Raw genomic sequence first — 21,878 nt, forward strand, 5'->3', positions numbered from 1 at the left:
GGGGGGGGGCGGGGCCGGGTTGGTGGGGGGTGTGGCCCCCCCGGGGGGGGGCGGCGCGGACCGGGGCGCCCGCGCGCCCGCGCGGGCCCCCCCCCCCGCCCCGCCCCCCCGATACGGGCTCCTCCCCCGGGACTGCCCCCGCCCCGGGGCCCGTTCACTCCGGGAAGCCGGAATCCCGCGCGACGGTGCCGGTCGCCCACGCCCACGCGGCGATCTCCACACGGTTGCGCACGGCCAGCTTGGACTGGATGTTCGTCAGATGCGTCTTGACGGTTCCGAGCGACAGGAACAGGTCCCCGCAGATCTCCTGGTTGGTGCGCCCCACCGCGACCAGCCGCGCCACGTCCAGCTCACGCGCCGTCAGCGCCGCTCCCGGGGCCCGGCCGCCGGAGGACGAAGGCACGCTCCGGGCCTCCAGCCGACGCAGCAGCCGTACCGTGACCGCCGGGGAGATCAGCGCGTCCCCGCGCCGCGCGGCCCGTACCGCCTCGACGAGCAGCGCGGGGCTGGCGTCCTTCAGCAGAAACCCGCAGGCGCCGTGGCGCAGCGCCCGGCTGACGTAGTCGTCCTGGTCGAAGGTGGTGATCACGACGACGCGCATCCGGTCGGCCGACCCCGGTCCGGCCAGGATCCGGGTGACCTCCAGGCCGTCGAGCGCGGGCATCCTGATGTCGACGAGGCAGACGTCCGGCCGCAGCCGTCTCGCCATCTCCACGCAGGCGGCGCCGTCGGCGGCCTCGCCCACCACCTCGATACCGGGCTGGGCGTCCAGGATCAGCCGGAACCCGGTACGGACCAGATGCTGATCGTCCGCGATGAGCACCCTGGTCACCGAGGACTCCGTGCCGTCCGCCGCCGTCGTCGTCTCACTCACCGGGCCGATCCTGCCATGCCCCCTTCAGGCAGCCGGTCCGGCCATGTCCAGTACGGGGAAGACGCCGACGACCCGCCAGCCGCCGTCCGGTGTCCTGCCCGCCTCCAGCAGCCCCTCGACGGCGGCCACCCGCTCGCGGAGCCCCACCATGCCGAAGCCCCCGCGGCCCCCGACCGGTGACGGTGCGGGCGGCACGGCCGGGGGCGTGTTGCCGATCTCCACCCGCAGCCGTCCGTCCTCCGTGTCCACCCGTACGGCCACCAGCGCGCCGGGGGCGTGCCGTCGCGCGTTGGTCAGCGACTCCTGCACCACACGGTGCACGGACAGCTCCACCTCGGGCGCGAGCCGCGCCGCGCGGGCGGGGGCGGCCACCGAGAGGGTGGCGTCCGCGCCGTCCTCGCCACCGCAGAAGCCGGCGACCATGCCGGCCAGTTCGGTGAACAGCTCGCCGGGCCGCCGGGGTGTGCCCTCGACCTCGCGCAGCACCCGCACCAGACGGCGCATGGAGTCCAGGGTCTCCATACCGGACTTCCGGATGTTCTCCAGGATCGGATCGAGGTGTTCGGGCGCCGTCGCCCGGATCGCCAGTCCCGCGTTCGCCTGTACGACGATGCCGGTCACATGGTGGGCGACGAAGTCGTGGAGGTCCCGGGCCAGTTCCATCCGCTCCGCCTGCCGGACGCTGTCCACCGCGCGGGCCTGGTAGCCGTCCTGCACCCGGAGGTAGCAGCCGAGCGCGACCGCCGCGCCGATGGCGAAGGTGAGCGAGAAGGACCCCGCCAACGCGCCCGGGTTGTGCAGCCGTACCGGCCCCAGGAGCACCGCTGCCCCCAGCGCGAGGGCGACGTACGGCCGGCCGACCCGCCGACAGGTCCTGGCGAGCAGGATGAGCAGGCAGACCGTCTCCAGCACCCCCCAGTTCCCGCCGGATTCGAGGCCCCTGAGCGCCATCACCCCCGTCAGCGCCACCGAACCGCACGCCGCGGCCCAGGCGCGCCGCTCCAGGGAGAGCCACCGGTAGGGCAGATGCAGCAGTACGGCGGCCACCGGCCCGGACACCAGCGGCAGCAGCCAGTCGCGCTCGGGGGTACGCAGCCCTCCGGTGGCGACCACGTCCCCCAGCCACACCGCGGTGAGCACCGCGTACAGGGCGAAGGACAGGGCTCTCTGCACGGGCGGGGTGGGGGGAGGGGCGCTCTTCGGCGGGTCCGCGGTCAGCGGGACAGGCGCGTTCACCACGCGGAGACTATCCAACGCGGGCCGCCCGGCGGGTCGGCCGAACGGCCGATACGGGGACGGGGCGTGGGGCCGCGTGGCTGGTCCGGCGCCGGTCAGGAGATGGCGAGGCGGCGGCGTTCGAGGACCGCCGCGAGGGCGTAGGCACCGCCTCCGGCGACGGTGAGGACCCAGTAGAGGCCGGGGCTGCCGAGGAGGAGCGCCGCCGCGGAGATGAGGGCGAGCCAGCTTCCGAGACCGTAGTGGAGCAGGTTGCGGCGTGCGGCGCCCTCGGCGATGTAGAGCAGCCCGACGACGAAGCCCGAGCCGGTCGGCCAGAGAACGGACTGCACATCGGGCGTCCCGAGGGTGGCGGCCAGGCCCGTGATGGCGAGGAACAGGGCGGCGAAGGCGGTGACCCAGGCGGCGCCGAGGAGCTTGCCGGAGAGGACGTCGTCCGGCCGGTCGGCGGCGCGCTGGGCGCGCAGGGCGGCGACGGTGGCCTGGACGGTGCCGACGGCGAGCCCCGCGGCGAGGAGCGCCATGGGCAGTTGACCGGGCAGATCGAGCAGGGGGCGGTCGCCCCGGGAGACCGCGGCGGAGCCGTGGCCGAGCACATAGGCGAGTCCGAAGCTGAGGTAGGTCGCCCGGTTGTCGACGTCGCCCGGGGGGCGTGTCGCGGCCGGGCGGCCGGTGGTGGCGGTCGGAACGGGAGCGGTGACGGACATGGCGATACCTCGGGAGTCGTGGAGGACGGGGCGGAGAGTGCGTACGGCGCTGTCCGGCGGCGGTCGGCGCGGGCAGGGGCGTCGGCGTCGGCGTCGGTGGCGATGGCGATGGCGCGTGCGGCAGCCGTGGGCCGGGCGGTGCGGGCCGGGCGGCGCGCGGGCCGGGCGGTGCGGGCTCGGGTGTGCCGAAGGAGAGCCGAAGGAGCGGAGTGGAGAGGAGCGGCGCTCGCGGCCGGTCGGCGGCGGCGCCCACCGGGTCATGACCCGGGAACGAGGATGATCTTTCCGGCGACGGTACGGGACTCGGCGAGCGTCAGGGCCGCGGCGGCGTCCGCCAGCGGGAACGTCGCCGCGATCTGCGGGGTGAGCGCGCCACGGGCCACCAGCCGCAGCACCTGCGAGAGGTCCTCGCCCAGCCGCCGCTGCCAGGACGCCCGGCAACGGCGCTTTCCGGCCCAGAAGTTGTAGAAGTGGGCGCTCCTGCCGTTGGGCAGGGAGTTCCACGCGGCGATCCGCCCGAACAGCTTGAGCACCGGCAGTTGTGAGCTGCCCTCCTCGTCCTTGGTGGCCGCGCTGCCGTACGAGACCAGCGTTCCGCCCCGGCGCAGGAGCTGCCACGACTGCTCCACCCCGGCGCCGCCGACATGGTCGAAGACCGCGTCCACGCCGTCCGGCGCCAGCTCCCGGATCCGGCCGTACATGTCGGGGTCGCGGTGGTCGACCGGGGTCGCGCCCAGGGCGCGTACGGCCGCGTGGTGGCGCTCCGACGCCGTGCCGATCACCGTGATCCCGGCGTGGCGGGCCAGTTGCACGAGCGTGGAGCCGACGCCGCCGTTGGCGCCCAGCACCACGACCGTCCCGCCGGCGCGGACCCCGGCGACGCGGTGCAGCATCTGCCAGGCGGTGACGCCGTTGACGACCACGGTCTCCGCGGCGGACGCGTCCACCTCGTCCGGTACGGGCGTCAGGTCCCCGGCGTCGAGCAGGAGATGGCTGGCCCACGCGCCGGTCTTGGTGACCGCGGCGAACCGGCGTCCGGTGAGCGCGGCGTCCACCTCCGGGCCGACCGCCGTCACGGTGCCGACCACGTCGTAGCCGGGGACGAAGGGGAACGGCGGCTGGTCGTAGTACTTGCCGCGACGCATCTGCTGCTCCGCGAAGCTGACCCCGGTCGCGTCCATCCGCAGGACGACCTGGCCCCCGGCCGGCGTCGGAAGGGCGCGGGTCCGCAGCTCCAGCCCATCCGGCTCGACCTTGCCGGGCAGAACGATCTCGGTGACCACGGAGGTGACGGTGCTGCTGCTCATGGCGTGCCTCAGAAGGTTTCGGCTGTGTGCTTACGGTCGTAAGGCTACGCATGTGAGTTCAGGATGGGCAAGTGGGTGCGCCGATGAACTTCGCGCCGTAAGCCGATGGTTGGCCCGCCGGTCCGTGACGGCGATGTCGCTCGTGCCGCTTCCGGTCCGCCCTGCGGCGCCATGCGGCACCCGGTGGCGCCCGGCGTGGGCGGCGCCCGTGAAGCTGCGCTCGTCAGCTCCTCGTACGCAAGGGAAACGCCCCTAAGTTTCGCGCTGTAAGGTGACGCCATGGGAGATGACGCAACAGGGGCACGCGTCCGCGTACGGAACCGCCGCGGCGAGGGTGACCGGCTGCGCGCCGAGATCGTGGCGGCGGCGGTCGACCTGCTCGACGAGACCGGCGACGAGAGCGCCATCACCCTGCGCTCCGTGGCCCGCCGGGTCGGCATCGCCGCCCCCTCGATCTACCGCCACTTCCCCGACCAGCCCGCCATCATGCTGGCCGCCGTGCGCAGCGCCTTCGCCGAGCTGGACGAACAGTTGCGCACCGACCTGGACGCCGCGGGCGACTCGCCCCGTGAGCGGCTGATGGCCCTGTGCCGGGGCTATCTGGAGTTCGCCGAGGCCCATCCCGGGCGCTACCGCACGATGTTCGGCGGGCTGTGGATGCCCGATCTGGCCGAGGGCTCCGTGACCGAGGAGGACGTGAGCACGCTCGGCCGGGTGAGCATGGAGCGGCTCGCCGCCGCGCTGGAGGAGTGCGTCACCTCCGGCTGCGCGACCAGCACCGATGTCTCCGCCGACGTCGTCGCGCTGTGGCTCGGCCTGCACGGGCTCGCCCATCAGCGCGCGGTGTCCCCCGCCTTCCCCTGGCCGCCGGACATCGCCGACCGAGTGATCACCGCGCTCGCGCACTTCACGGACGCCTAGGGCCTGTGTGGGGTGTCGCCCGGGGTGAGGCCGGGCGCGGTCAGTCGTGCGCCGGTTCGACCGGTTGGCGGAGCAGGGTGCGCAGTCGGTCCGGCGCCGTCCTGCGGGCGTCGGAGAGATAGATCTCGTGATGGTGCCCACGGGGGCGCAGCTTCTCGGCGGGCATGAACGCGTCGTGCATCCGGGCGATCGTGGGGCCCTCCTCGTCGTACGGTCCGATGTGCAGGGTCTGTACGCACCGCCCCTCGGTGTACTCCTCGAACCTCACCCGGTGTCCGGCGCCGAGGTCTTTCACCTTCTCCACGTGGTGCATCGCCGCCCGGACCATGGCGGAGGTGATCCACTCCGGTTGGACGATCATGAGGGTCCAGTTCCACTCGTCATGGGCGCGGGTCCTGAAGGCGCCGAGATCGTCCGCCGACCAGAGCCCTTCCAGTGGACCGACGGTGTGGGTACGGTCCAGCTCCTTCTTGGCGATCGCGCGCACGGCGTAGGCGGTGGTGTACAGGGCCTCGACCACCGCGCGGTAGTCGGCGGAGGTGTTGGGGTCGCCGTGGCCGTCCGCCGTCAGGAAGCTCATGCGCGGCACATCGACGATCTCGAACCGGTCGCGCCGGCCCGAGTAGAGGTCTCGCCGTTCCTTCTTGATGTCGTGGTTCCGCATGAGGGCGCTTTCTCCTTCGCGGGTGATCGGCGGTCATGAGGGGTGCGGGCGGGGGGAAGCGCGACATCGTACGGGAAGCGGACGCGCCGAGTCGCGGCAGCGGACGCGCTGATGCGTGGCAACAGGCGCGCCGATGCGGGGAATCGGGCGCGCGGAGTGGTGCGGGCGGGCGGGGCGGCCCGTGGGGGTCCGTCATCTTGTCGGCCCGGCGGGAGGGGCCTATCCTCGGCTAGCCAGAAAGCGCTTTCCCCCTTCTCTGGCCGCTCTGATATGTCATGGGCATGGCATATGCCTGCCCGCGCTCGGTCCGGGACGATGACGACGACGGAGAGACAGATATGAACATGCGAGTCGCACCACGCTTCCGTGCGGCGCTGGTCACGGTGGCCCTCGCGGCCGTGACCGGAGCGGTGGTGTCCGTACCCCCGGCGTCGGCCGCGGTCGGCGCCGCCACCGGTTACGCCACCCAGAACGGCGGGACCACCGGCGGGGCCGGCGGGCAGACCGTCCGGGCCACCACGGGGACCGCGATCCATCAGGCCCTGTGCGGCCGGGCCAGCAGCAGCACCCCGATCACCATCGAGGTCGAGGGGACCATCAACCACGGCAACACCAGCAAGGTGTCCGGCGCGAGCTGCAACACCGCCGCCGGGCTGATCGAGCTGAAGCAGATCAGCAACGTCACCATCCTCGGGGTCGGCGGCGGCGCCGTCTTCGACCAACTGGGCATCCACATAAGGGAGTCCAGCAACATCATCATCCAGAACGTGACCGTACGGAACGTCAAGAAGTCCGGCTCGCCCACGTCCAACGGCGGTGACGCCATCGGCATGGAGCGCAACGTCCGCAACATCTGGGTCGACCACACCACCCTGGAGGCGTCCGGCGGGGAGGCGGAGGGGTTCGACGGTCTCTTCGACCTCAAGGACAACACCCAGTACGTGACCCTCTCCTACAGCGTCCTGCGCAACTCCGGGCGCGGCGGGCTCGTCGGGTCCAGCGAGAGCGAACTGTCGAACAGCTTCATCACCTACCACCACAACCGGTACGAGAACATCGACTCCCGCACGCCCCTGCTGCGGGGCGGTGTGGCCCACATGTACAACAACCACTACGTGAGGCTGAACGAGTCCGGCATCAACTCCCGGGCCGGGGCCCGCGCCAAGGTGGACAACAACTACTTCGAGGACTCCAAGGACGTCCTCGGCACCTTCTACACCGACACCGTCGGGTACTGGCAGGTCGGCGGCAACACGTTCGACAACGTCACCTGGTCCGCCCCCGGCAGCCAGAACAAGCCCGCCGGGCCCAACCCGCAGTCCACCACCACGATCGCCGTCCCGTACTCCTACAGCCTCGACGGAGCGGCCTGCGTACCGAGCATCGTGAGCCGGACGGCCGGCGCGGGCAAGGGGCTCCAGGTCTCGAACGGGAGCTGCTGACGCGGGCCGGGCCGGACCCGGACGCCCCACCCGGGCCCTGACAGGACGGCGCCGGGCCCAGGCCGGACCGGCGCCCGTTCTCAGGACAGGACGCCCGTTCTCAGGACCGGCGCCCGTTCTCAGGACAGGACGGCCGGTTCCCAGGCCCGGTCGACCACCCGTACCAGCCCCCGGTCCGTCAGTTTCACCTGCGGGGAGACCGGCAGCGTCATCGTCGAGATGGACATGAACGCGTTCCGGTGCGCCCAGCCCCAGGAGTGCAGGGCGTCCCGGATCGCCGCCGCGCCCCGGGCGACCTCGTCGGCGGGGCGGTCGGAGAGGACTCCGGCCACCGGCAGCGGCAGATGCACCGGCTCGCGGCCGTCCGCGACCACGCAGATCCCGCCGTGCGAGCCGATGACCCGGTTGGCGGCCTCGCGCAGCGCCGCGGAGGTGGTGGCGATCACCGTCAGGTTGTGGCTGTCGTGCGCGTACGTGGTGGCCGCCGCCCCGTCCGTCAGGTCGAAGCCGACCACCGGGGCCGTCGCCCGCCGGCCGCTGCGGTGGTGGCGTTCGAACACGGTCAGCACCGCCGTCCGGCCCTCCCACCGGACGACGCCGTCCCGTACGGGGAGGACGACCTCCGCCGGTTCGGTGAAGGTGTCCACGGGATTGACCCGCAGGGCCCGGAAGACGTGCTCGCCGTCGGGGAGGTCCACCGTCCACGCGTGGTCGTCCGCCGTCAGCGGCGCGAGGTGGACGGAGTCGGCGAACGGGTTGCCGGACAGCTCGGCGGGGGCGCTCTCCTCGACCGGCTCGCCGCCGCAGACGACCCGGACCGGGGTGAAGTCGGCCAGGTCGCGCAGGAGCACCAGGTCCGCGCGGCGGCCGGGCGCCACCACGCCCCGGTCGTCCAGACCGAGCCGGCGGGCCGGGTGGAGGGTCAGCGCGCGCAGCGCCGTCAGCGGGTCCATCCCGGCGGCGACCGCGACCCGCGCGATGTGGTCGAGATGGCCGCGCCCCACGATGGCGTCCGCCGCGAGGTCATCGGTGACCAGGCAGAAGTCGGGCAGGACGGGCAGCGCGGCGAGGCTGCTGACCAGCTCGGGGGTGAGGCACTTCTCCTGGAGCATCAGCAGCATGCCGAGCCGGGCCTTCTCGACCGCGACCTCGGGGGTGTTCTTGGTGTGGTCGGAGTCGATGCCCGCCCACAGGTACTCGCCCAGATCGTCGCCGGAGAGGTTCGGGCAGTGCCCGTCGAGCCGTACGCCCTTGGCGCGGGCCGCCGCGACGATCTCGCGCATCCGCAGGCCGCCGTCGACCACGGCCCGGTAGTCCATCACCTCGCCGAGCGTGGTGACCCCCTCCCAGTCCAGCATCTCGGCGATGTCGTCGGCGCCGAGCGTGGCCCCCGCCGTCTCGAACCCCTCCAGGGCGGGGACGCAGGACGGCACCGCCCAGTGCATGGACTGCTGGGCGTCGCGGCCCTGTTCGATCATCCACGCCATCGCCGCGCGCCCGGCGACGTTGACGATCTCGTGCGGGTCCGCGAGGACGGTCGTGGTGCCCCGGGGCAGGGTGATCCGGGCGAACTCGCGCGGCGCGAGCAGCGAGCTCTCGATGTGCATGTGCGCGTCGATGTAGCCGGGTGCCACCAGCAGGCCGTCGGCGTCGATGACGCGTGCGGCGTCGATCCGGGTGCCGGGACGCAGCAGGGCGCGGATCCGGTCGCCGGTGATCGCGACATCGGCGGCGGTCAGTTCCCCGGTGTGTACGGAGACCACGCGGGCTCCCCGGATCAGCAGGTCGCAGTGGCTGGGCGCAGGCATCGAGGGTTCTCTCGTTCGGTCGACAGGAGGCGTCGACGGCTTCGGTCGACGGCTTCGGTGGGCGCCGCGCGGGTGCCGGCGCGGCGCGGGCGGGTCAGGCAGGGCCGGCCGGCGGGCCGCTGCGGGGTGCGCCGGTCCCGTACGTACGGAGCAGCCGGGAGATCAGGAAGGCGCGGAAGGCGTCGGCGTCGACCCCGGTGGCCACCCTGGCGTTGGGCGCGAACCCGGTGCGGCCGTGCACATCGGCGATCAGCTTGCCGCGCGAGAACTCGCCGCCGCACTCCACCGTCACCCACGCGTCCGTCCACTCGATCAGGTCCGGGCGTACGGCGGCGGCCACCGCCAGCGCGTCGTGGACCGCGCAGGCGTCTACCCCGTGGCGCCGGGCGTAGCGGGTGGCCAGGTGGTCGAGCATCCGGCCCGCGGCGCCGGTGACCGGCGCGCCGTCGGCCAGCAGCCGGTCGATGTCGGACCGGGTGGTCAGCGCCGCGCGGGTCGCGTCGAGCCCGACGATCCGCAGGGGCACCCCGGCCTCGGTCACGAACCGGGCGGCCTCGGGATCGGCGAAGAAGTTGAACTCGGCGGACGGGGTGACATTGCCCGGGGCGAAGGCAGCCCCGCCCATCACCACGATCTCCTTGAGCGAGGCGGCGGCCTCCGGGTGGGCGTGCAGCAGCGCCGCGACATTGGTGAGCGGCGCGGTGGCGATCAGGGTGAGGCCGCCGGGCGGGCAGGCGCGCAGCCGCGCCGCGAGGAAGGCGACGGCGTGGTCCGGGTGCGGGGTCCGCGCCGACGGCGGCAGGGCCACGCCGCCGAGTCCGCCCTCGCCGTGCACCGGTTCGTCGGGGACGCGTACGGCGCGGGCGAGGGGGCCCGCGTGGCCGCGCGCCACCGGCAGGTCCGCGTCGGCGCCGATCAGGTCGCACAGTCGCAGCGCGTTGTCGACGACCTGCCCGATCCCCACGTTCCCGGCGACGGTGGTGATGCCGGTGACGTCGAGTTCGGGCGAGGCGAAGGCCAGCAGCAGGGCGACGGCGTCGTCGATCCCGGGGTCGCAGTCGATGACGACGGGCTCGGGACGGGTCGTCCCCGTGGGTGTCGTCCGGGGACGGCTCATCCGGACACCTCGCGCTGGAAGCGGTCGACCCAGGTGTCGTTGTTCTCGGCGGCCAGCTTCAGGTCCGGGGTGGTGAAGCCGTCGGCTGCGGGGTCGGCCGCCGCCTCGCCGACGACCTCGGTGATCGCCGCCGGGATCGTGGCGTCCTTGTTGACCGGCTTGTCGTGGAAGGTCGCGGCGGCCTTCTCCTGGACCTCCTTCGACAGCAGGTAGTCGATGAACTTCTGCGCGCCCGCCTTGTTGTGGGCGCCCTTCACCAGCTGGGCGGTGTTGGAGACCACGTAACGGCCCTTGTCCAGGGGCGCCCAGGCGATCGGCTTGCCCGCCGTGACCGAGTCGATGGCGAACAGGTCGAGCGCCGGGGCCATCTCCACCTCACCGCGGTCGAGCAGGCTGACCAGCTCGGTGCTGCGGTTGAAGTACTTCAGTACGTTGGGGGAGTTGGCGGCGAGCTTCTCGAACGCGGTGTCGGTGTCGCCGGGGCCCGAGCCGTAGGCCGCGGCGGTGCTGTAGAGGAAGGGCACCCCGGCGCTGGTCGAGATGTCGGGGAGGGCGATCCGGCCCTTGTTCCCGGAATCCCAGAGGTCCTCGATGCCGGGCGCCTTGTCGACCTTGTCGGTGCGGTAGAGCATGCCGAGCAACTGGTAGGTGTACGCGGGGGCGTAGCCGTCCGGGTCCTTGGCGAAGTCGTGGATCCGGGCCAGGTTGGGCAGGGCCGCCGCGTCGACCTTGTCGAACAGGCCCTGTTCGCGGCCCATCCGGGCGAACAGGTCGGAGATCATGACGACGTCGACGGTCGGGTCGGAGCGGTTGATCCTGAGCTTGGTGAGCCGTTCCGCGTTGGCTCCGCTCTCGACCTCGACCTCGATGCCGGTCTCCTTCTCGAACGGCTTGACGATGTTCTTCTCGAACAGGTCGGCGCCGAAGCCGAAGGTGGAGACGGTCAGCTTCTTGGGGTTCTGCTCTCCGGCGGTGGATCCGGCGCAGCCGGCCAGGGGCAGGAGCAGCAGGGTGGCGGCGGTGGTGACGGCGAGTCGCCTCATGGCGTGGGAGTCTCCTGGCTCGGGGGGAGGTCCGCGGTCTGCGCCGCGGGGAGGTCGATGGCGTGCTCGGCGGGGAGGTGGAGGCGCACCCGCTGTCCGGGCTCAAGGGCGAAGTCGGTGCTGGTGGCCAGGACGGTGCGGCCCTGGGACGCGGCGGTGACGACACAGTCGGTGCCGCGGAACCGTACGGCGGTGAGGTCGGCGTCGACCGTGGTGCCCCCGGCGGGCGCGGGCGAGTCGGCGGCGAGCACCTCGACATGCTCGGGCCGGATGGTGACCGTACGGCCGTCCGGCAGTTCGACGAAGTTGTCGTATCCGAGGAATTCGGCGACGAAGCGGCCGGCGGGCGCCCGGAACACCTCGCGCGGGGCGCCCTGCTGGGCCACCGTCCCCTGGTTGAGGATGACCATGCTGTCGGCGAGCTCCAGCGCCTCCTCCTGGTCGTGGGTGACGAGGATCGCGGTGAGCCCGGTCTCCCGCTGTATACGGGCGAGTTCCTGGCGCATCTGGATCCGCAGCCGCGCGTCGAGGTTGGACAGCGGCTCGTCGAGGAGCAGGACGGAGGGGCGTACGGCGATGGCGCGGGCGAGCGCGATGCGCTGCTGCTGGCCGCCGGAGAGCTGCTTCGGCCTGCGCCCCGCGAGGTGGGAGAGGCCGACCATCTCCAGCGCCTCCCCGGCGCGGGTGCGCTGCTCGGCGTCGGGGACGCCGCGCATCCGCAGGCCGAAGGCGACGTTCTTCTCCACGGTCATGTGCGGGAAGAGCGCGTACGACTGGAAGACCATGCCGATGTTGCGGCGCTCCGGCGGGAGCCGGGTGGCGTCCTCGCCCTCCAGCAGGATGCGGCCCGCGGTGGGCTCCAGAAACCCGGCGATCATGCGCAGGGTGGTGGTCTTGCCGCAGCCGCTGGGTCCGATGAGCGCGGTGAACTCCCCGCGGCGTACGGTCAGATCGAGATCCCTGACGGCCACGGTGCCGCCGAACTCGCGGTGGACCGATTCGAGTTGAACCACTGGCTTCATCGTCGTACTCCTGTCGCTCCTGGTGTCGTCCGCCGCGCTCATCGGCCGAAGACCTTGTTGAAGCCGACGAGGCGTTCCGTCAGCAGGGCCGCGCCGACCGTGGCGGCGAGCAGCAGGGTGCTCACGGCGGCCACCACCGGGTCGTAGGAGAACTCGACGTAGTTGAGCATCTCGACGGGCAGGGTGGAGACCCCCGGTCCCTTGAGCAGCAGGGAGAGCGGGATGTTGTTGAACGAGGTCAGGAAGGACAGCACGGACGCGGAGACGATGCCGGGCGCCATCACGGGCAGGGTGATCGCGAAGAAGGTCCGCAGCGGGCCGGCGCCGAGGCCGCGGGCCGCCTCTTCCAGGGCCGGGTCCGAGAGGGCGAGCGAGGCGCCGGTGACCCGGACCGCGTACGGCAGCAGCAGGACGGTGTGGCCGATCAGCAGCGCGCCGAACGCGGTGATCCGCATCGTCACCATGAGCTGCTGGAAGAGGGCGAAGCCCAGGACCAGCTCGGGGACGATCGCGGGGGAGAGGAACAGGTTCTCCACCGCCTTGCGGCCGCGGAAGCGGTGGCGCTGCACGGCCAGGGCCACCGGGATGCCGAGCACCAGCGCGAGCAGCGTCGCCACCGCGGCCACCAGCAGGCTGGTCAGCAGCCCCTGCTGGAAGGCGGCGTTGGAGAGCGCCACCTCGAACCAGCGGGTGGAGAGCCCGGACGGCGGGAACTCGACGGTGTCCCCGGCGGAGAATCCGATGGCGACGACGAGCAGGATCGGCCCGAGCAGAAAGGCCATGGCCAGCGTGGCCAGCAGGGTGAGTACGGGGCGTCGGCGTATCACGACGTGGCCACCTTCGCCGATATCCTGCCCGAGGCCCAGCCGACCACGAGCACCAGTACGGTCATGAGCAGGGCGACGGCGCCGGCCCCGTTCCAGTCGAGTTTCACGTTCGCGTAGTCGTAGAGCAGGGTCGCCAGGGTCCGGTTGCGGGAGCCGCCGAGCAGCAGCGGGGTGGTGAACGCGGTGACCGCGCCGGCGAACACCAGCGTCGCGCCCACCAGGACACCGGGCACCGCGAGCGGCAGCACGATCTGCCGGAAGGCCCGGCCGGGGCTCGCGCCGAGACCGCGCGCGGCGTCCTCCAGACCGGGGTCGATGTGCGACAGCGAGCTGTACGAGGTCAGGATCATCAGCGGCATGAAGAGCTGGGTGAGCCCGGCGACCAGCGCGAACTCCGTGTACAGCAGCTCGGGCGGGCTGTCCGTGAGTCCGGTCGCCAGCACCACATCGCTGATGATGCCGTTGCGGCCCAGGATGACCAGCCAGGAGAAGGTCCGTACGACCGTACTGAGCAGCAGCGGGAAGACCGCGAGCGCCAGCAGCAGCCCCTGGCGGCTCTTGGGGGCGCGGGAGATGAGATAGGCCGTCGGGAAGCCGAAGAGCAGACAGACGACGGTGACGGTGACGGCCACGCGTACGGTCCTGGCGAGGACGCCCAGCACATAGCCGTCGGTGAGCAGGGAGCCGAGGGTGCCGACGACGTCGGGGTCCTCGGCGGCGGGCGGCGCGAAGAGCGTCGTGACGAAGGGGAACGCGAAGCCGAAGGCCAGCAGGGCCAGTCCGGGCGCGAGCAACAGCCCCAGGGTGGCCTTCCGGGACACGGCCACGCCTCCTCTCGTGATTCTTCTGTCGGAGTTTCCTACAACCGGTTGCTGCAACCGGTTGCAGCAACCGGCAGTGGGGGACGATACTCACGCTGGAATCGAGGCGTCAACGCACTCGTGTAAAGATCCCGTTACGCACACCCTGGGGGCGGAGATGGTGAGGCTGTCGGATGTGGCGCGTGCGGCGGGGGTGTCCACGGCGACCGCGTCCCGCGCGCTGAGCAGGCCGGACATGGTCGCGGCCGGTACCCGCGAGCGGGTGAGGGCCGCCGCGGAGACGATGGGGTTCGAGTTCAACGCCAGCGCGCGGGCGCTGACCACCGGCAGGACCGGACTGACCGGTGTCCTCGTCCCGAGCCTCGCCAACCCCTACTTCGCCCCCATCGTGACCGGTGTGCAGCGGGCGCTGTCGCGGGACGGCGACAACATCCTGCTCGCCGTCTCGGAGGGGTCGCGGAGCAGCGAGGAGGCCCTGGCGGGGAAACTCGCCTCCCGCGTGGACGGGCTCGTCTTCATAGCGCCGGTGAGCCCCGACGCGGTGATCAGGGCCTTCACCGCGAAGCTGCCGGTCGCCACCGTGGACCGTACGGTGCCCTCGGTGCCCGGGGTCCTGATCGACACCCCGGGCGGTGTCGCGGACATCGTGACGCACCTGGCGGGCCTCGGCCACCGGTCCATCGCCTATGTGGGCGGCCCGGAGGGCTCGTGGATGGCGGGACGGCGCACCACCGCGGTCGAGGAGGCGGCCCGCCGGGGCGGCGTCGACCTCACGGTCCTCGGCCCGGTCGCCCCCCGTATCGACGCCGGGCTGGCCGCCGCCGAACAGCTCGCCGCCGAACGGACCGTCACCGCCGTGGTCGCGTACAGCAGTTATCTGCTGATCGGTCTGCGTCTGGGGCTGCGCGACGCCGGGGTGCGGGTGCCCGCCGACATCAGCCTGGCCGCGTCGGACGACCTGACCGCGATCAGCACGGACCGGCCCGACACCACGGCGCTGCGGGTCCCGCTCGAAGAGGCGGGCACCGCGGCGGTCCGTCTGCTCCAGGAGCCGCACCCGCCCAAGCGCGCCCGGCGGGTGCGCGTCGCCACCGAACTCATCGTCGGCGCCTCCACGGCGCCGGTCGCCGAGGCGGCGTCCGCCTCCGGCGGCGCGGGGTGACCGGCGGTCAGGCGGACGCGGGGACCTCGCGGCCCTCCGTCAGGGCGCGGTCAGGCTCTGCTCCGCCCAGATCGTCTTCCCGGTGTACGTCTGGCGCGTGCCCCAGCCCTGGGTGAGCTGGGCGACCAGCAGCAGCCCGCGCCCGCCCTCGTCGGAGGTGCGGGCCCGGCGCAGATGGGGAGAGGTGCTGCTGCCGTCGGAGACCTCGATGACCAGGTCGCTGTCGCGGATCAGCCGGAGCCTGACGGGGGCGTTCCCGTACCGGATGGCGTTGGTGACCAGTTCGCTGACCACCAGCTCGGTCACGAACGCCGCGTCGTCCAGGCCCCAGGCGGTCAGTTGGCGGCAGGCGTTCCTGCGGGTCTCGGCGACGGCGGCGGCGTCGCACGGCACGTCCCAGGTGGCGACGTGGGCCGCGTCCAGGGCGCGGGTCCTCGCCATCAGCAGGGCCACGTCGTCCTCAGGACGGTCCGGGAGGAGTGCGTGGAGCACCGCGTCGCAGGTGGCGTCCAGGGACGGCGCGGGACGGGCCAGCACCTCGCGCAGCGTGTCGAGGCTCTCGTCGATGTCGCGCTCACGGGACTCGACGAGACCGTCGGTGTACAGCACCAGGACGGACCCCTCGGGCAGCTCCAACTCGGTGGCCTCGAAGGGCAGTCCGCCGAGGCCCAGCGGCGGGCCCGCGGGGACGTCGAGGAACTCCACGGCGCCGTCGGCGGTCATCAGGGCGGGTTCCGGATGGCCGGCGCGCGCCACGGAGCAGCGCCGCGACACCGGGTCGTAGACCGCGTAGAGGCAGGTGGCGCCGGTGTCTCCGGCGCTGTCCGCGCCGTCGGACTCGGCGGACAGATGGATGACGAGGTCGTCCAGGTGGGTCAGGAGTTCGTCGGGCGGCAGATCGACGTCGGCCAGGGTGCGGACGGCGGTACGCAGCCGCCCCATCGCGGCCGACGCCTGGATGCCGTGGCCGACCACGTCGCCGACGACGAGGGCGACCCGGGCGCCGGAGAGGGGAATCACATCGAACCAGTCGCCGCCCACCCCGGCCTGGGTGCTGGCGGGCAGATAGCGGGAGGCGACCTCGACGGCGGCCTGCCGGGGCGGCCGTTCCGGCAGGAGACTGCTCTGGAGGGTGAGGGAGGTCCGCCGCTCGCGGCCGTAGCGGCGGGCGTTGTCGATGCACACCGCGGCCCTGGCGGTGATCTCCTCGCCCAGCAGCAGATCGTCCTGGGCGAAGGACTCCGGACGCCGGTGGCGGGCGAAGATGGCCACGCCGAGGGTGATGCCGCGGGCGCGCATCGGCACGGCCAGCACCGAGTGGATGCCGTACCGCCGCACCCGCTCCGCCCGCTCGGGGGCCTCGCGCTCCCACACGGTCAGCCCGAGGCTGGTCACCTCCCGGATCAGCGGCCGGCCCGTGGCCAGGCACTCCGCGGCGGGCGAGGCGTCCGGGTAGGCGGCCACCGCGCCGTGCGGGACCACGGCCTCGGGGCAGCCCTCCAGTACGGACCGGGCGGCGACCCGGCGCAGCTTGACGGGGCTGCTCGGGACTCCGGCGCGCGGGTCCTCGCCGCCCTCGATGGAGGGGAGCAGATCGACGGTGACGAAGTCGGCGAGGTGCGGGACGGCCACGTCGGCCAGCTCCTGCGCGGTCCTGGCGAGGTCCAGGGTGCTGCCGATACGGACGCTGGCGTCGTTGACCAGCACCAGCCGCTCCCTGGCCAGGTGTTCCTCGGTCATGTCGCGCGCGGAGAGCAGTACTCCCCGTACCGTCCCGCCGGTGTCCCGCACCGGGACGAGGGAGAGCGCCCAGACGCTCTCCCGCTCGTGGCCCGGGAGCCGCAGGGCGACCTGACCCTGCTGCCGCGCGCCGGTCGCCAGCACGCGGCGCATGAGCTGTTCCGTCCGCTCGCCCTGCGGATCCGCCACGATCTCCGAGACGCGCAGGCCCCGCATCGCCTCCTCGGGCAGCCCGATCACGCGCTCCATGTCCTTGTTCGCCAGCCGCAGCCGCAGATCGGTGTCGTAGAACGCCATCGTGGCCGGGGACTGGGTGAACGCCCACATCACCAGCGCCTCGGCGGGCAGCGGCGAGGGCGGCCGGGGCAGGGCGGAGACCAGGAGCCATCCGCCGGCCCGGCTCCCCGCGCCGTCGTCACCCGGCCGCGTCCGGCGGTGGGCCAGCAGGCGCACCGGGAGCGTGCGGCCGTCCCGGTGGCGCAGCCGCACCGTCCCGTTCCACCTCGGCAGCGTCCTGAGGGCCCGTACCGCCCCGGCCCCCGGTGCCATGGCGAGCAGGACGGCCGCGGACCGGCCGACGACCTCGGAGGGCCGGTATCCGAGCAGCCGCCGGGCCCCCTCGCTCCAGCCGGTGACGATGCCGTACGGATCCAGCGTGACCCTGGCCGTGGCGCTGTCCCCTGCGCCGCCGGCGGCGGGATTCCCCGGCCCCGGCGTCCGGTCGTCACCGGCGGTTTCCGATCGCGTCATCGTCCGACCGCCCTCGCCTCGGTCCTTCCACCATGGGGCGTGCCCCGGGCGGGAGCAACCGAGAGCCCGGATCCGTCACCGCAGACCCATTGACCCCGTGGGGCTCACCTCTCTAGCCTCCGTTCTTGTACGTGGACAACGTCCTTATATGGAAACGGCCCCGATCCCGCTCCACCGTGAGACGCGGTCCGCCCGCGTGCGCACCCCTTGCTCCACCGCACGGTTCGTCCGCTTGTCCGGTGCACAGTTCAAAGGGGAACTGACCCATGCCACTCGTCGTCGTCGGGATCAGTGTGCTGGTCCTGCTCTTCCTCATGACACGGCTCAAGCTGAACGGTTTCGCGGCCCTGCTGCTCGTCGCCGTCGGCGTCGCACTCGTCCAGGGCATCCCCGTCACGAAGATCCCGGACATCCTCTCCGACGGCATCGGCGGACAGATCGGCGACACGATGCTCACCATCGGGCTCGGCGCCATGGTCGGGCGGGTGATGGGGGACTCCGGCGCCGCCCAGCGCATCGCCACCCGGCTCCTCGCCGTCTGCGGGGCCCGCGGGGTGCAGGTGGCCATGGTGGCGACGGCGATGCTCATCGGCGTCACGATGTTCTACGAGGTCGCCTTCGTCATCATCGTGCCCGTCGTCTTCACGCTGGTACGGGTCACCCGGTCGAACCTGCTGTGGGTCGGGCTGCCGATGTCCATCGCCCTGTCCACCATGCACAGCTTCCTGCCCCCGCACCCGGGCCCGACCGCGGTGGCCTCGACCTTCCACGCCTCCGTCGGACTGACCCTGTTCTACGGGCTGTTCATCGCCGTGCCGATCGGCGCGCTCATCGCCCTGGTGTGGCCGCGGCTCGCGTTCGTCCGGGCCATGAACCCCTCCGTACCCGAGGGCCTGGTGAGCGAACGGGTCTTCGAGGACGAGGAGATGCCCGGCCTCGCCTGGTCGCTGGCGGTCGCGCTGCTGCCCGTCGTGCTGATCGCGGGCGCCGCCGTCACCGACATGGCCACCTCGGCGCAGACCCCGCTCACCCACTCCGTCGCCTTCATCGGCTCGGCCCCGATCGCCCTGCTGCTGACGCTCACCGTGGCGATCTGGGCGTTCGGGCCGAGGATCGGCCGGAGCCTCACGGAGGTCGCCGCCTCGTGCCGGGGAGCGGCGCAGGCGATGGCGATGATCCTGCTGGTGATCGGCGCCGGCGGCGCCTTCAAGCAGGTCCTCGTCGACGGCGGGATATCGGACTACATCAAGGACGTCACCGACGGCTGGTCCGTCTCACCGGTCGTCCTCGCCTGGCTCGTGGCCGTGATCCTCCGGGTCGCCCTCGGCTCGGCGACGGTCGCCGTCGTCACCGCGTCCGGCGTGGTGCTGCCGCTCCTCGCGGGCAGCGGGGTGCCGCCCGAGATCATGGTGCTCGCCGTCTCCTGCGGGTCCATCGCCTTCTCGCACGTCAACGACCCGGGCTTCTGGATGTTCAAGGAGTACTTCAACCTGTCGGTCATCGACGCGATCAAGGCACGTACCACCTATACGACCGTGCTCTCCGTCCTCGGACTCGGCGGCGTGCTCCTGATGGAACGCGTCCTGGCCGTCCTCGACCTCTGACCCGGTCCCGGACCGCCTCGCACCCCGTCGCACTTCCTCGCACCCCCTCGCACTTCCCCGTACCCCTCGCACCTCCCCGGCCCCCGGAAGGACCCGTCCCATGAGCCAGCCCGTCGTCACCGGCTTCTCCGTGTACCCGGTGGCAGGCCGTGACTCCATGGCCCTCAACCTCTCCGGCGCGCACGCCCCGTACTTCACCCGCAACGTCCTGGTCGTCCAGGACTCCGAGGGCCGGACCGGCGTGGGCGAGGTGCCGGGTGGCGAGCGCATCACCCGTACCCTCCGCGAGGCGCAACCCCTGGTCGTCGGGGCCCGGTTGGGCGACCACAAGCGGGTGCTGCGCGTCCTGGGGGAGCGGTTCGCCGGCCGGGACGCGGCGGGGCGGGGTGCGCAGACCTTCGACCTGCGCACCGCGGTGCACGCCGTGACGGCCGTCGAGTCCGCGCTGCTCGACCTGCTGGGCCAGCATCTGGAGGTGCCGGTGGCCGCGCTGCTCGGGGAGGGCAAGCAGCGCGACGCGGTCCGCGTCCTCGGCTACCTCTTCTACGTCGGCGACCCCGGCAGGACCGATCTGGAGTACGTCCGGGAGCCCGGCTCCGACGTGGAGTGGTACCGCCTCCGTCACGAGGAGGCGCTGACCCCGGAGGCCATCGTCCGGCAGGCCGAGGCGACGTACGCGCGGTACGGCTTCCGGGACTTCAAGCTCAAGGGCGGTGTCCTGCCGGGAGCGGAGGAGGTCGCGGCGGTACGCGCGCTGAAGGAACGCTTCCCCGGCGCCCGGATCACCCTCGACCCCAACGGCGCCTGGTCGCTGCGGGAAGCGGTCGGACTGTGCCGGCCCCTGGTCGGCACGCTCGCGTACGCGGAGGACCCGTGCGGGGCCGAGGACGGGTTCTCGGGCCGGGAGGTCCTGGCGGAGTTCCGCCGGGCCACCGGACTGCCCACCGCGACCAACATGGTGGCGACGGACTGGCGGCAGCTCACCCACGCGATGGCGCTCCAGTCGGTCTCCATCCCGCTCGCCGACCCGCACTTCTGGACCATGCGGGGGTCGGTACGGGTGGCCGAGCTCTGCCAGGCGACCGGACTGACCTGGGGCTGCCACTCCAACAACCACTTCGACATCTCGCTGGCCATGATGGCCCACTGCGGGGCCGCCGCCCCGGGGGAGTACAACGCCCTGGACACGCACTGGATCTGGCAGGAGGGCCTGGAGCGGCTGACCGTGACGCCGCCGCGGATCTCCGGCGGCGAGATCGCCGTCGACGACACCCCGGGGCTCGGCGTCCAACTCGACATGGACCGGCTCCTTTCGGCCCATGAGCTGTACCGCGAGAAGAACCTCTCCGGCCGGGACGACGCCGCGGCGATGCGCTTTCTGATACGGGATTGGGAGTTCGACGGCAAGCGTCCCAGCCTGGTGCGGTGAAAAGAGGACGGCGATACGACAGGCCGTCAGAAGAATGGTCCCGGCCGCGAATCCGCCCGAGTCGCCGGTCAATTCGCGCGGCCTGTTACCAGTTGTCGGGGCGTCGGACGGAAGAGAGCGGAGAGACGCACCCACATCTGACCCATAAGGGCGTTTTGTCCGTGATAGTCGTTAAGTGAACATAGGTGGCATTGCGGTCTCTTGGGGCATGGAAAGGCTTTTGCCTGTCCGATTATTCCGTTACGTTCGTGACCTGCGTCACGGAGACATGGAGCGGCAGAAGGAGCGCGGCGGGCGCTTTCTCTCATGAGAGAGGAAAGTTGAGTTCCCGGGAGGGCTCCGAAAGTGCGATTGGCCCGAATATTCGGAACTTGTGCCGCCCTGATATCTCGCTTACGTTCTCGTCCATCCGGATGGAACGCCCAATCCTGCCGCTGTCCGGAAACCCAGACATCTATCCGTCAGAAGGCAGGAGCGGGGGACCCAGGTAAGTCGCCGGTCCGGATATTCCGGAACGGCTCGGGGTGAAGCCGTACGCACCGCCGTACGGCCGGGCATCTCCAGCCCGAACCCGACAGCTCACCTCGCAGGCGACGGAGAGGAATTCGTCGTGCCCAGAAACGCCAAGCACCGCCGCCCCAGAACCGGCTCGATCGTCCGGCGCCTCGTCGCGGTCGGCACCGGGGGCGCCGCCCTCGCGATCCCGCTGGTCTCCGCGGCCACCGCGCAGGCCGCGACCCCGGCGGCGCAGCACGTCAGCGCCGCCCAGGCCCCCGCCGCCGCGACGAAGGCCACGAGCTACGTCGTGGTCTCGGGCGACTCGCTCTCCAAGATCGCGCACAAGCACTCCGTCACCGGCGGCTGGAAGAAGCTGTACGCGGACAACCGCAGCGCCGTCGGCGCCGACCCGTCGCACATCCACCCCGGCCTGAAGCTGAGCCTCAAGGGGAAGGCCGCCGCGAAGCCGGCCGCCGCCGCGGCGAGCACGAAGACCGCCACGACCGCCTCCGTCACCCAGGCCGCGGCGAAGACGTACAGCGACAACCTGGACGGCTGGATCCGCGAGTCGCTGGACATCATGGCCCAGCACGGGATCCCCGGCACCTACGAGGGCATCCACCGCAACATCATGCGGGAGTCCTCGGGCAACCCGAACGCCATCAACAACTGGGACATCAACGCCCAGAACGGCGTTCCGTCCAAGGGCCTGCTCCAGGTCATCGCCCCGACCTTCCAGGCGTACCACGTGCCCGGCACGTCGACGGACAGCTACGACCCGGTCGCCAACATCACGGCCGCGTGCAACTACGCCGCCGCCCGGTACGGCTCGATCGACAACGTGAACGGTCCCTACTGACCGACCCGCGCCGCCCCACGGGCGGTGAACGCACCGGGCCCCGGCCC

18 protein-coding genes and 1 riboswitch are annotated in these 21,878 nt (G+C 72.3%); of the genes, 6 read left to right on the forward strand and 12 right to left on the reverse strand.

Annotation, left to right across the window (positions count from 1 at the left end; genetic code table 11):
• Window positions 1-154: 154 nt before the first annotated feature.
• The 4 genes from ACFXPK_RS13845 to ACFXPK_RS13860 all read right to left on the reverse strand — a co-directional run bounded on the left by ACFXPK_RS13845 (window position 155) and on the right by ACFXPK_RS13860 (window position 4,124).
• Window positions 155-874 (reverse strand): response regulator, encoded by a 720-nt coding sequence (locus tag ACFXPK_RS13845; protein WP_385074982.1) that lies wholly within the window; start codon window positions 872-874, stop codon window positions 155-157.
• Window positions 875-898: 24 nt separating this feature from the next.
• The gene (locus ACFXPK_RS13850) at window positions 899-2,110 is read right to left on the reverse strand and encodes a sensor histidine kinase (RefSeq protein ID WP_385074984.1); all 1,212 of its coding nucleotides are present in this window, start codon (window positions 2,108-2,110) and stop codon (window positions 899-901) included.
• A gap of 95 nt (window positions 2,111-2,205) precedes the next feature.
• Entirely contained in the window at window positions 2,206-2,817 is a 612-nt protein-coding gene (locus tag ACFXPK_RS13855; RefSeq protein WP_384991764.1) for an ABC transporter permease, read from the reverse strand.
• 257 nt (window positions 2,818-3,074) lie between these two features.
• A complete protein-coding gene (locus ACFXPK_RS13860) occupies window positions 3,075-4,124 on the reverse strand; it encodes a medium chain dehydrogenase/reductase family protein (RefSeq protein ID WP_385074987.1) in 1,050 nt (349 codons plus the stop codon).
• 279 nt (window positions 4,125-4,403) lie between these two features.
• On the opposite strand from ACFXPK_RS13860, the gene ACFXPK_RS13865 reads away from it, so the two are divergent.
• Window positions 4,404-5,045 (forward strand): TetR/AcrR family transcriptional regulator, encoded by a 642-nt coding sequence (locus ACFXPK_RS13865; RefSeq protein WP_384991759.1) that lies wholly within the window; start codon window positions 4,404-4,406, stop codon window positions 5,043-5,045.
• A gap of 40 nt (window positions 5,046-5,085) precedes the next feature.
• On the opposite strand, the gene ACFXPK_RS13870 is transcribed toward ACFXPK_RS13865, so the two are convergent.
• Window positions 5,086-5,709, reverse strand: coding sequence for a GyrI-like domain-containing protein (locus ACFXPK_RS13870; protein ID WP_385074990.1), 624 nt, complete (start codon window positions 5,707-5,709; stop codon window positions 5,086-5,088).
• Between the two features lie 344 nt (window positions 5,710-6,053).
• Between ACFXPK_RS13870 and ACFXPK_RS13875 the strand changes: the two genes are divergently transcribed.
• Window positions 6,054-7,151 carry a polysaccharide lyase family 1 protein gene (locus ACFXPK_RS13875; RefSeq protein ID WP_385074993.1) on the forward strand — a complete coding sequence of 366 codons (1,098 nt, stop codon included), beginning with the start codon at window positions 6,054-6,056 and terminating at the stop codon, window positions 7,149-7,151.
• A gap of 119 nt (window positions 7,152-7,270) precedes the next feature.
• Here the strand turns inward: ACFXPK_RS13875 and ACFXPK_RS13880 are convergent, their stop codons facing one another.
• The 6 genes from ACFXPK_RS13880 to ACFXPK_RS13905 all read right to left on the reverse strand — a co-directional run bounded on the left by ACFXPK_RS13880 (window position 7,271) and on the right by ACFXPK_RS13905 (window position 13,795).
• Complete coding sequence (locus tag ACFXPK_RS13880) at window positions 7,271-8,959, reverse strand: adenine deaminase (protein ID WP_385074996.1); 1,689 nt, start codon at window positions 8,957-8,959, stop codon at window positions 7,271-7,273.
• 94 nt (window positions 8,960-9,053) lie between these two features.
• Window positions 9,054-10,076, reverse strand: coding sequence for a nucleoside hydrolase (locus tag ACFXPK_RS13885; RefSeq protein WP_385074999.1), 1,023 nt, complete (start codon window positions 10,074-10,076; stop codon window positions 9,054-9,056).
• Entirely contained in the window at window positions 10,073-11,119 is a 1,047-nt protein-coding gene (locus tag ACFXPK_RS13890; RefSeq protein ID WP_384991748.1) for an ABC transporter substrate-binding protein, read from the reverse strand. The genes ACFXPK_RS13885 and ACFXPK_RS13890 overlap by 4 nt, the downstream gene beginning before the upstream one ends.
• Window positions 11,116-12,141, reverse strand: a complete 1,026-nt coding sequence (locus ACFXPK_RS13895) for an ABC transporter ATP-binding protein (RefSeq protein WP_384991744.1) — start codon at window positions 12,139-12,141, stop codon at window positions 11,116-11,118. Before ACFXPK_RS13895 ends, ACFXPK_RS13890 begins: the two co-directional genes overlap by 4 nt.
• A 38-nt stretch (window positions 12,142-12,179) precedes the next feature.
• A complete protein-coding gene (locus ACFXPK_RS13900; protein WP_384991741.1) occupies window positions 12,180-12,968 on the reverse strand; it encodes an ABC transporter permease in 789 nt (262 codons plus the stop codon).
• Window positions 12,965-13,795: an ABC transporter permease gene (locus tag ACFXPK_RS13905; protein WP_385075004.1), complete on the reverse strand. Its 831-nt coding sequence runs from the start codon at window positions 13,793-13,795 to the stop codon at window positions 12,965-12,967. Before ACFXPK_RS13905 ends, ACFXPK_RS13900 begins: the two co-directional genes overlap by 4 nt.
• A gap of 151 nt (window positions 13,796-13,946) precedes the next feature.
• Here ACFXPK_RS13905 and ACFXPK_RS13910 point away from each other — a divergent pair, with 151 nt between their 5' ends.
• Window positions 13,947-14,951, forward strand: coding sequence for a LacI family DNA-binding transcriptional regulator (locus ACFXPK_RS13910; protein WP_384991738.1), 1,005 nt, complete (start codon window positions 13,947-13,949; stop codon window positions 14,949-14,951).
• Window positions 14,952-14,990: 39 nt separating this feature from the next.
• On the opposite strand, the gene ACFXPK_RS13915 is transcribed toward ACFXPK_RS13910, so the two are convergent.
• Complete coding sequence (locus ACFXPK_RS13915) at window positions 14,991-17,441, reverse strand: SpoIIE family protein phosphatase (RefSeq protein WP_385075007.1); 2,451 nt, start codon at window positions 17,439-17,441, stop codon at window positions 14,991-14,993.
• A 266-nt stretch (window positions 17,442-17,707) separates the two neighbouring features.
• Between ACFXPK_RS13915 and ACFXPK_RS13920 the strand changes: the two genes are divergently transcribed.
• The 3 genes from ACFXPK_RS13920 (at window position 17,708) to ACFXPK_RS13930 (ending at window position 21,831) form a co-directional block, all read left to right on the forward strand.
• Window positions 17,708-19,045: a gluconate:H+ symporter gene (locus tag ACFXPK_RS13920; protein ID WP_384991734.1), complete on the forward strand. Its 1,338-nt coding sequence runs from the start codon at window positions 17,708-17,710 to the stop codon at window positions 19,043-19,045.
• A 100-nt stretch (window positions 19,046-19,145) separates the two neighbouring features.
• Window positions 19,146-20,474, forward strand: coding sequence for an enolase C-terminal domain-like protein (locus tag ACFXPK_RS13925; protein WP_385075010.1), 1,329 nt, complete (start codon window positions 19,146-19,148; stop codon window positions 20,472-20,474).
• 441 nt (window positions 20,475-20,915) lie between these two features.
• Window positions 20,916-21,080: riboswitch (cyclic di-AMP (ydaO/yuaA leader) on the forward strand.
• Window positions 21,081-21,084: 4 nt separating this feature from the next.
• Entirely contained in the window at window positions 21,085-21,831 is a 747-nt protein-coding gene (locus tag ACFXPK_RS13930) for a transglycosylase SLT domain-containing protein (protein ID WP_384991728.1), read from the forward strand.
• The last annotated feature ends 47 nt before the right edge of the window (window positions 21,832-21,878 follow it).

The sequence above is a fragment of the Streptomyces sp. NPDC059142 genome (assembly GCF_042755665.1).
Lineage (GTDB): Bacteria > Actinomycetota > Actinomycetes > Streptomycetales > Streptomycetaceae > Streptomyces.

Coding starts and splice junctions, on each gene's coding strand:
- ACFXPK_RS13855 (WP_384991764.1), bottom strand. CDS start 2,817: ATGTCCGTCACCGCTCCCGTTCCGACCGCCACCACCGGCCGCCCGGCC.
- ACFXPK_RS13860 (WP_385074987.1), bottom strand. CDS start 4,124: ATGAGCAGCAGCACCGTCACCTCCGTGGTCACCGAGATCGTTCTGCCC.
- ACFXPK_RS13865 (WP_384991759.1), top strand. CDS start 4,404: ATGGGAGATGACGCAACAGGGGCACGCGTCCGCGTACGGAACCGCCGC.
- ACFXPK_RS13870 (WP_385074990.1), bottom strand. CDS start 5,709: ATGCGGAACCACGACATCAAGAAGGAACGGCGAGACCTCTACTCGGGC.
- ACFXPK_RS13875 (WP_385074993.1), top strand. CDS start 6,054: ATGCGAGTCGCACCACGCTTCCGTGCGGCGCTGGTCACGGTGGCCCTC.
- ACFXPK_RS13880 (WP_385074996.1), bottom strand. CDS start 8,959: ATGCCTGCGCCCAGCCACTGCGACCTGCTGATCCGGGGAGCCCGCGTG.
- ACFXPK_RS13885 (WP_385074999.1), bottom strand. CDS start 10,076: ATGAGCCGTCCCCGGACGACACCCACGGGGACGACCCGTCCCGAGCCC.
- ACFXPK_RS13890 (WP_384991748.1), bottom strand. CDS start 11,119: ATGAGGCGACTCGCCGTCACCACCGCCGCCACCCTGCTGCTCCTGCCC.
- ACFXPK_RS13895 (WP_384991744.1), bottom strand. CDS start 12,141: ATGAAGCCAGTGGTTCAACTCGAATCGGTCCACCGCGAGTTCGGCGGC.
- ACFXPK_RS13910 (WP_384991738.1), top strand. CDS start 13,947: ATGGTGAGGCTGTCGGATGTGGCGCGTGCGGCGGGGGTGTCCACGGCG.
- ACFXPK_RS13915 (WP_385075007.1), bottom strand. CDS start 17,441: ATGACGCGATCGGAAACCGCCGGTGACGACCGGACGCCGGGGCCGGGG.
- ACFXPK_RS13920 (WP_384991734.1), top strand. CDS start 17,708: ATGCCACTCGTCGTCGTCGGGATCAGTGTGCTGGTCCTGCTCTTCCTC.
- ACFXPK_RS13925 (WP_385075010.1), top strand. CDS start 19,146: ATGAGCCAGCCCGTCGTCACCGGCTTCTCCGTGTACCCGGTGGCAGGC.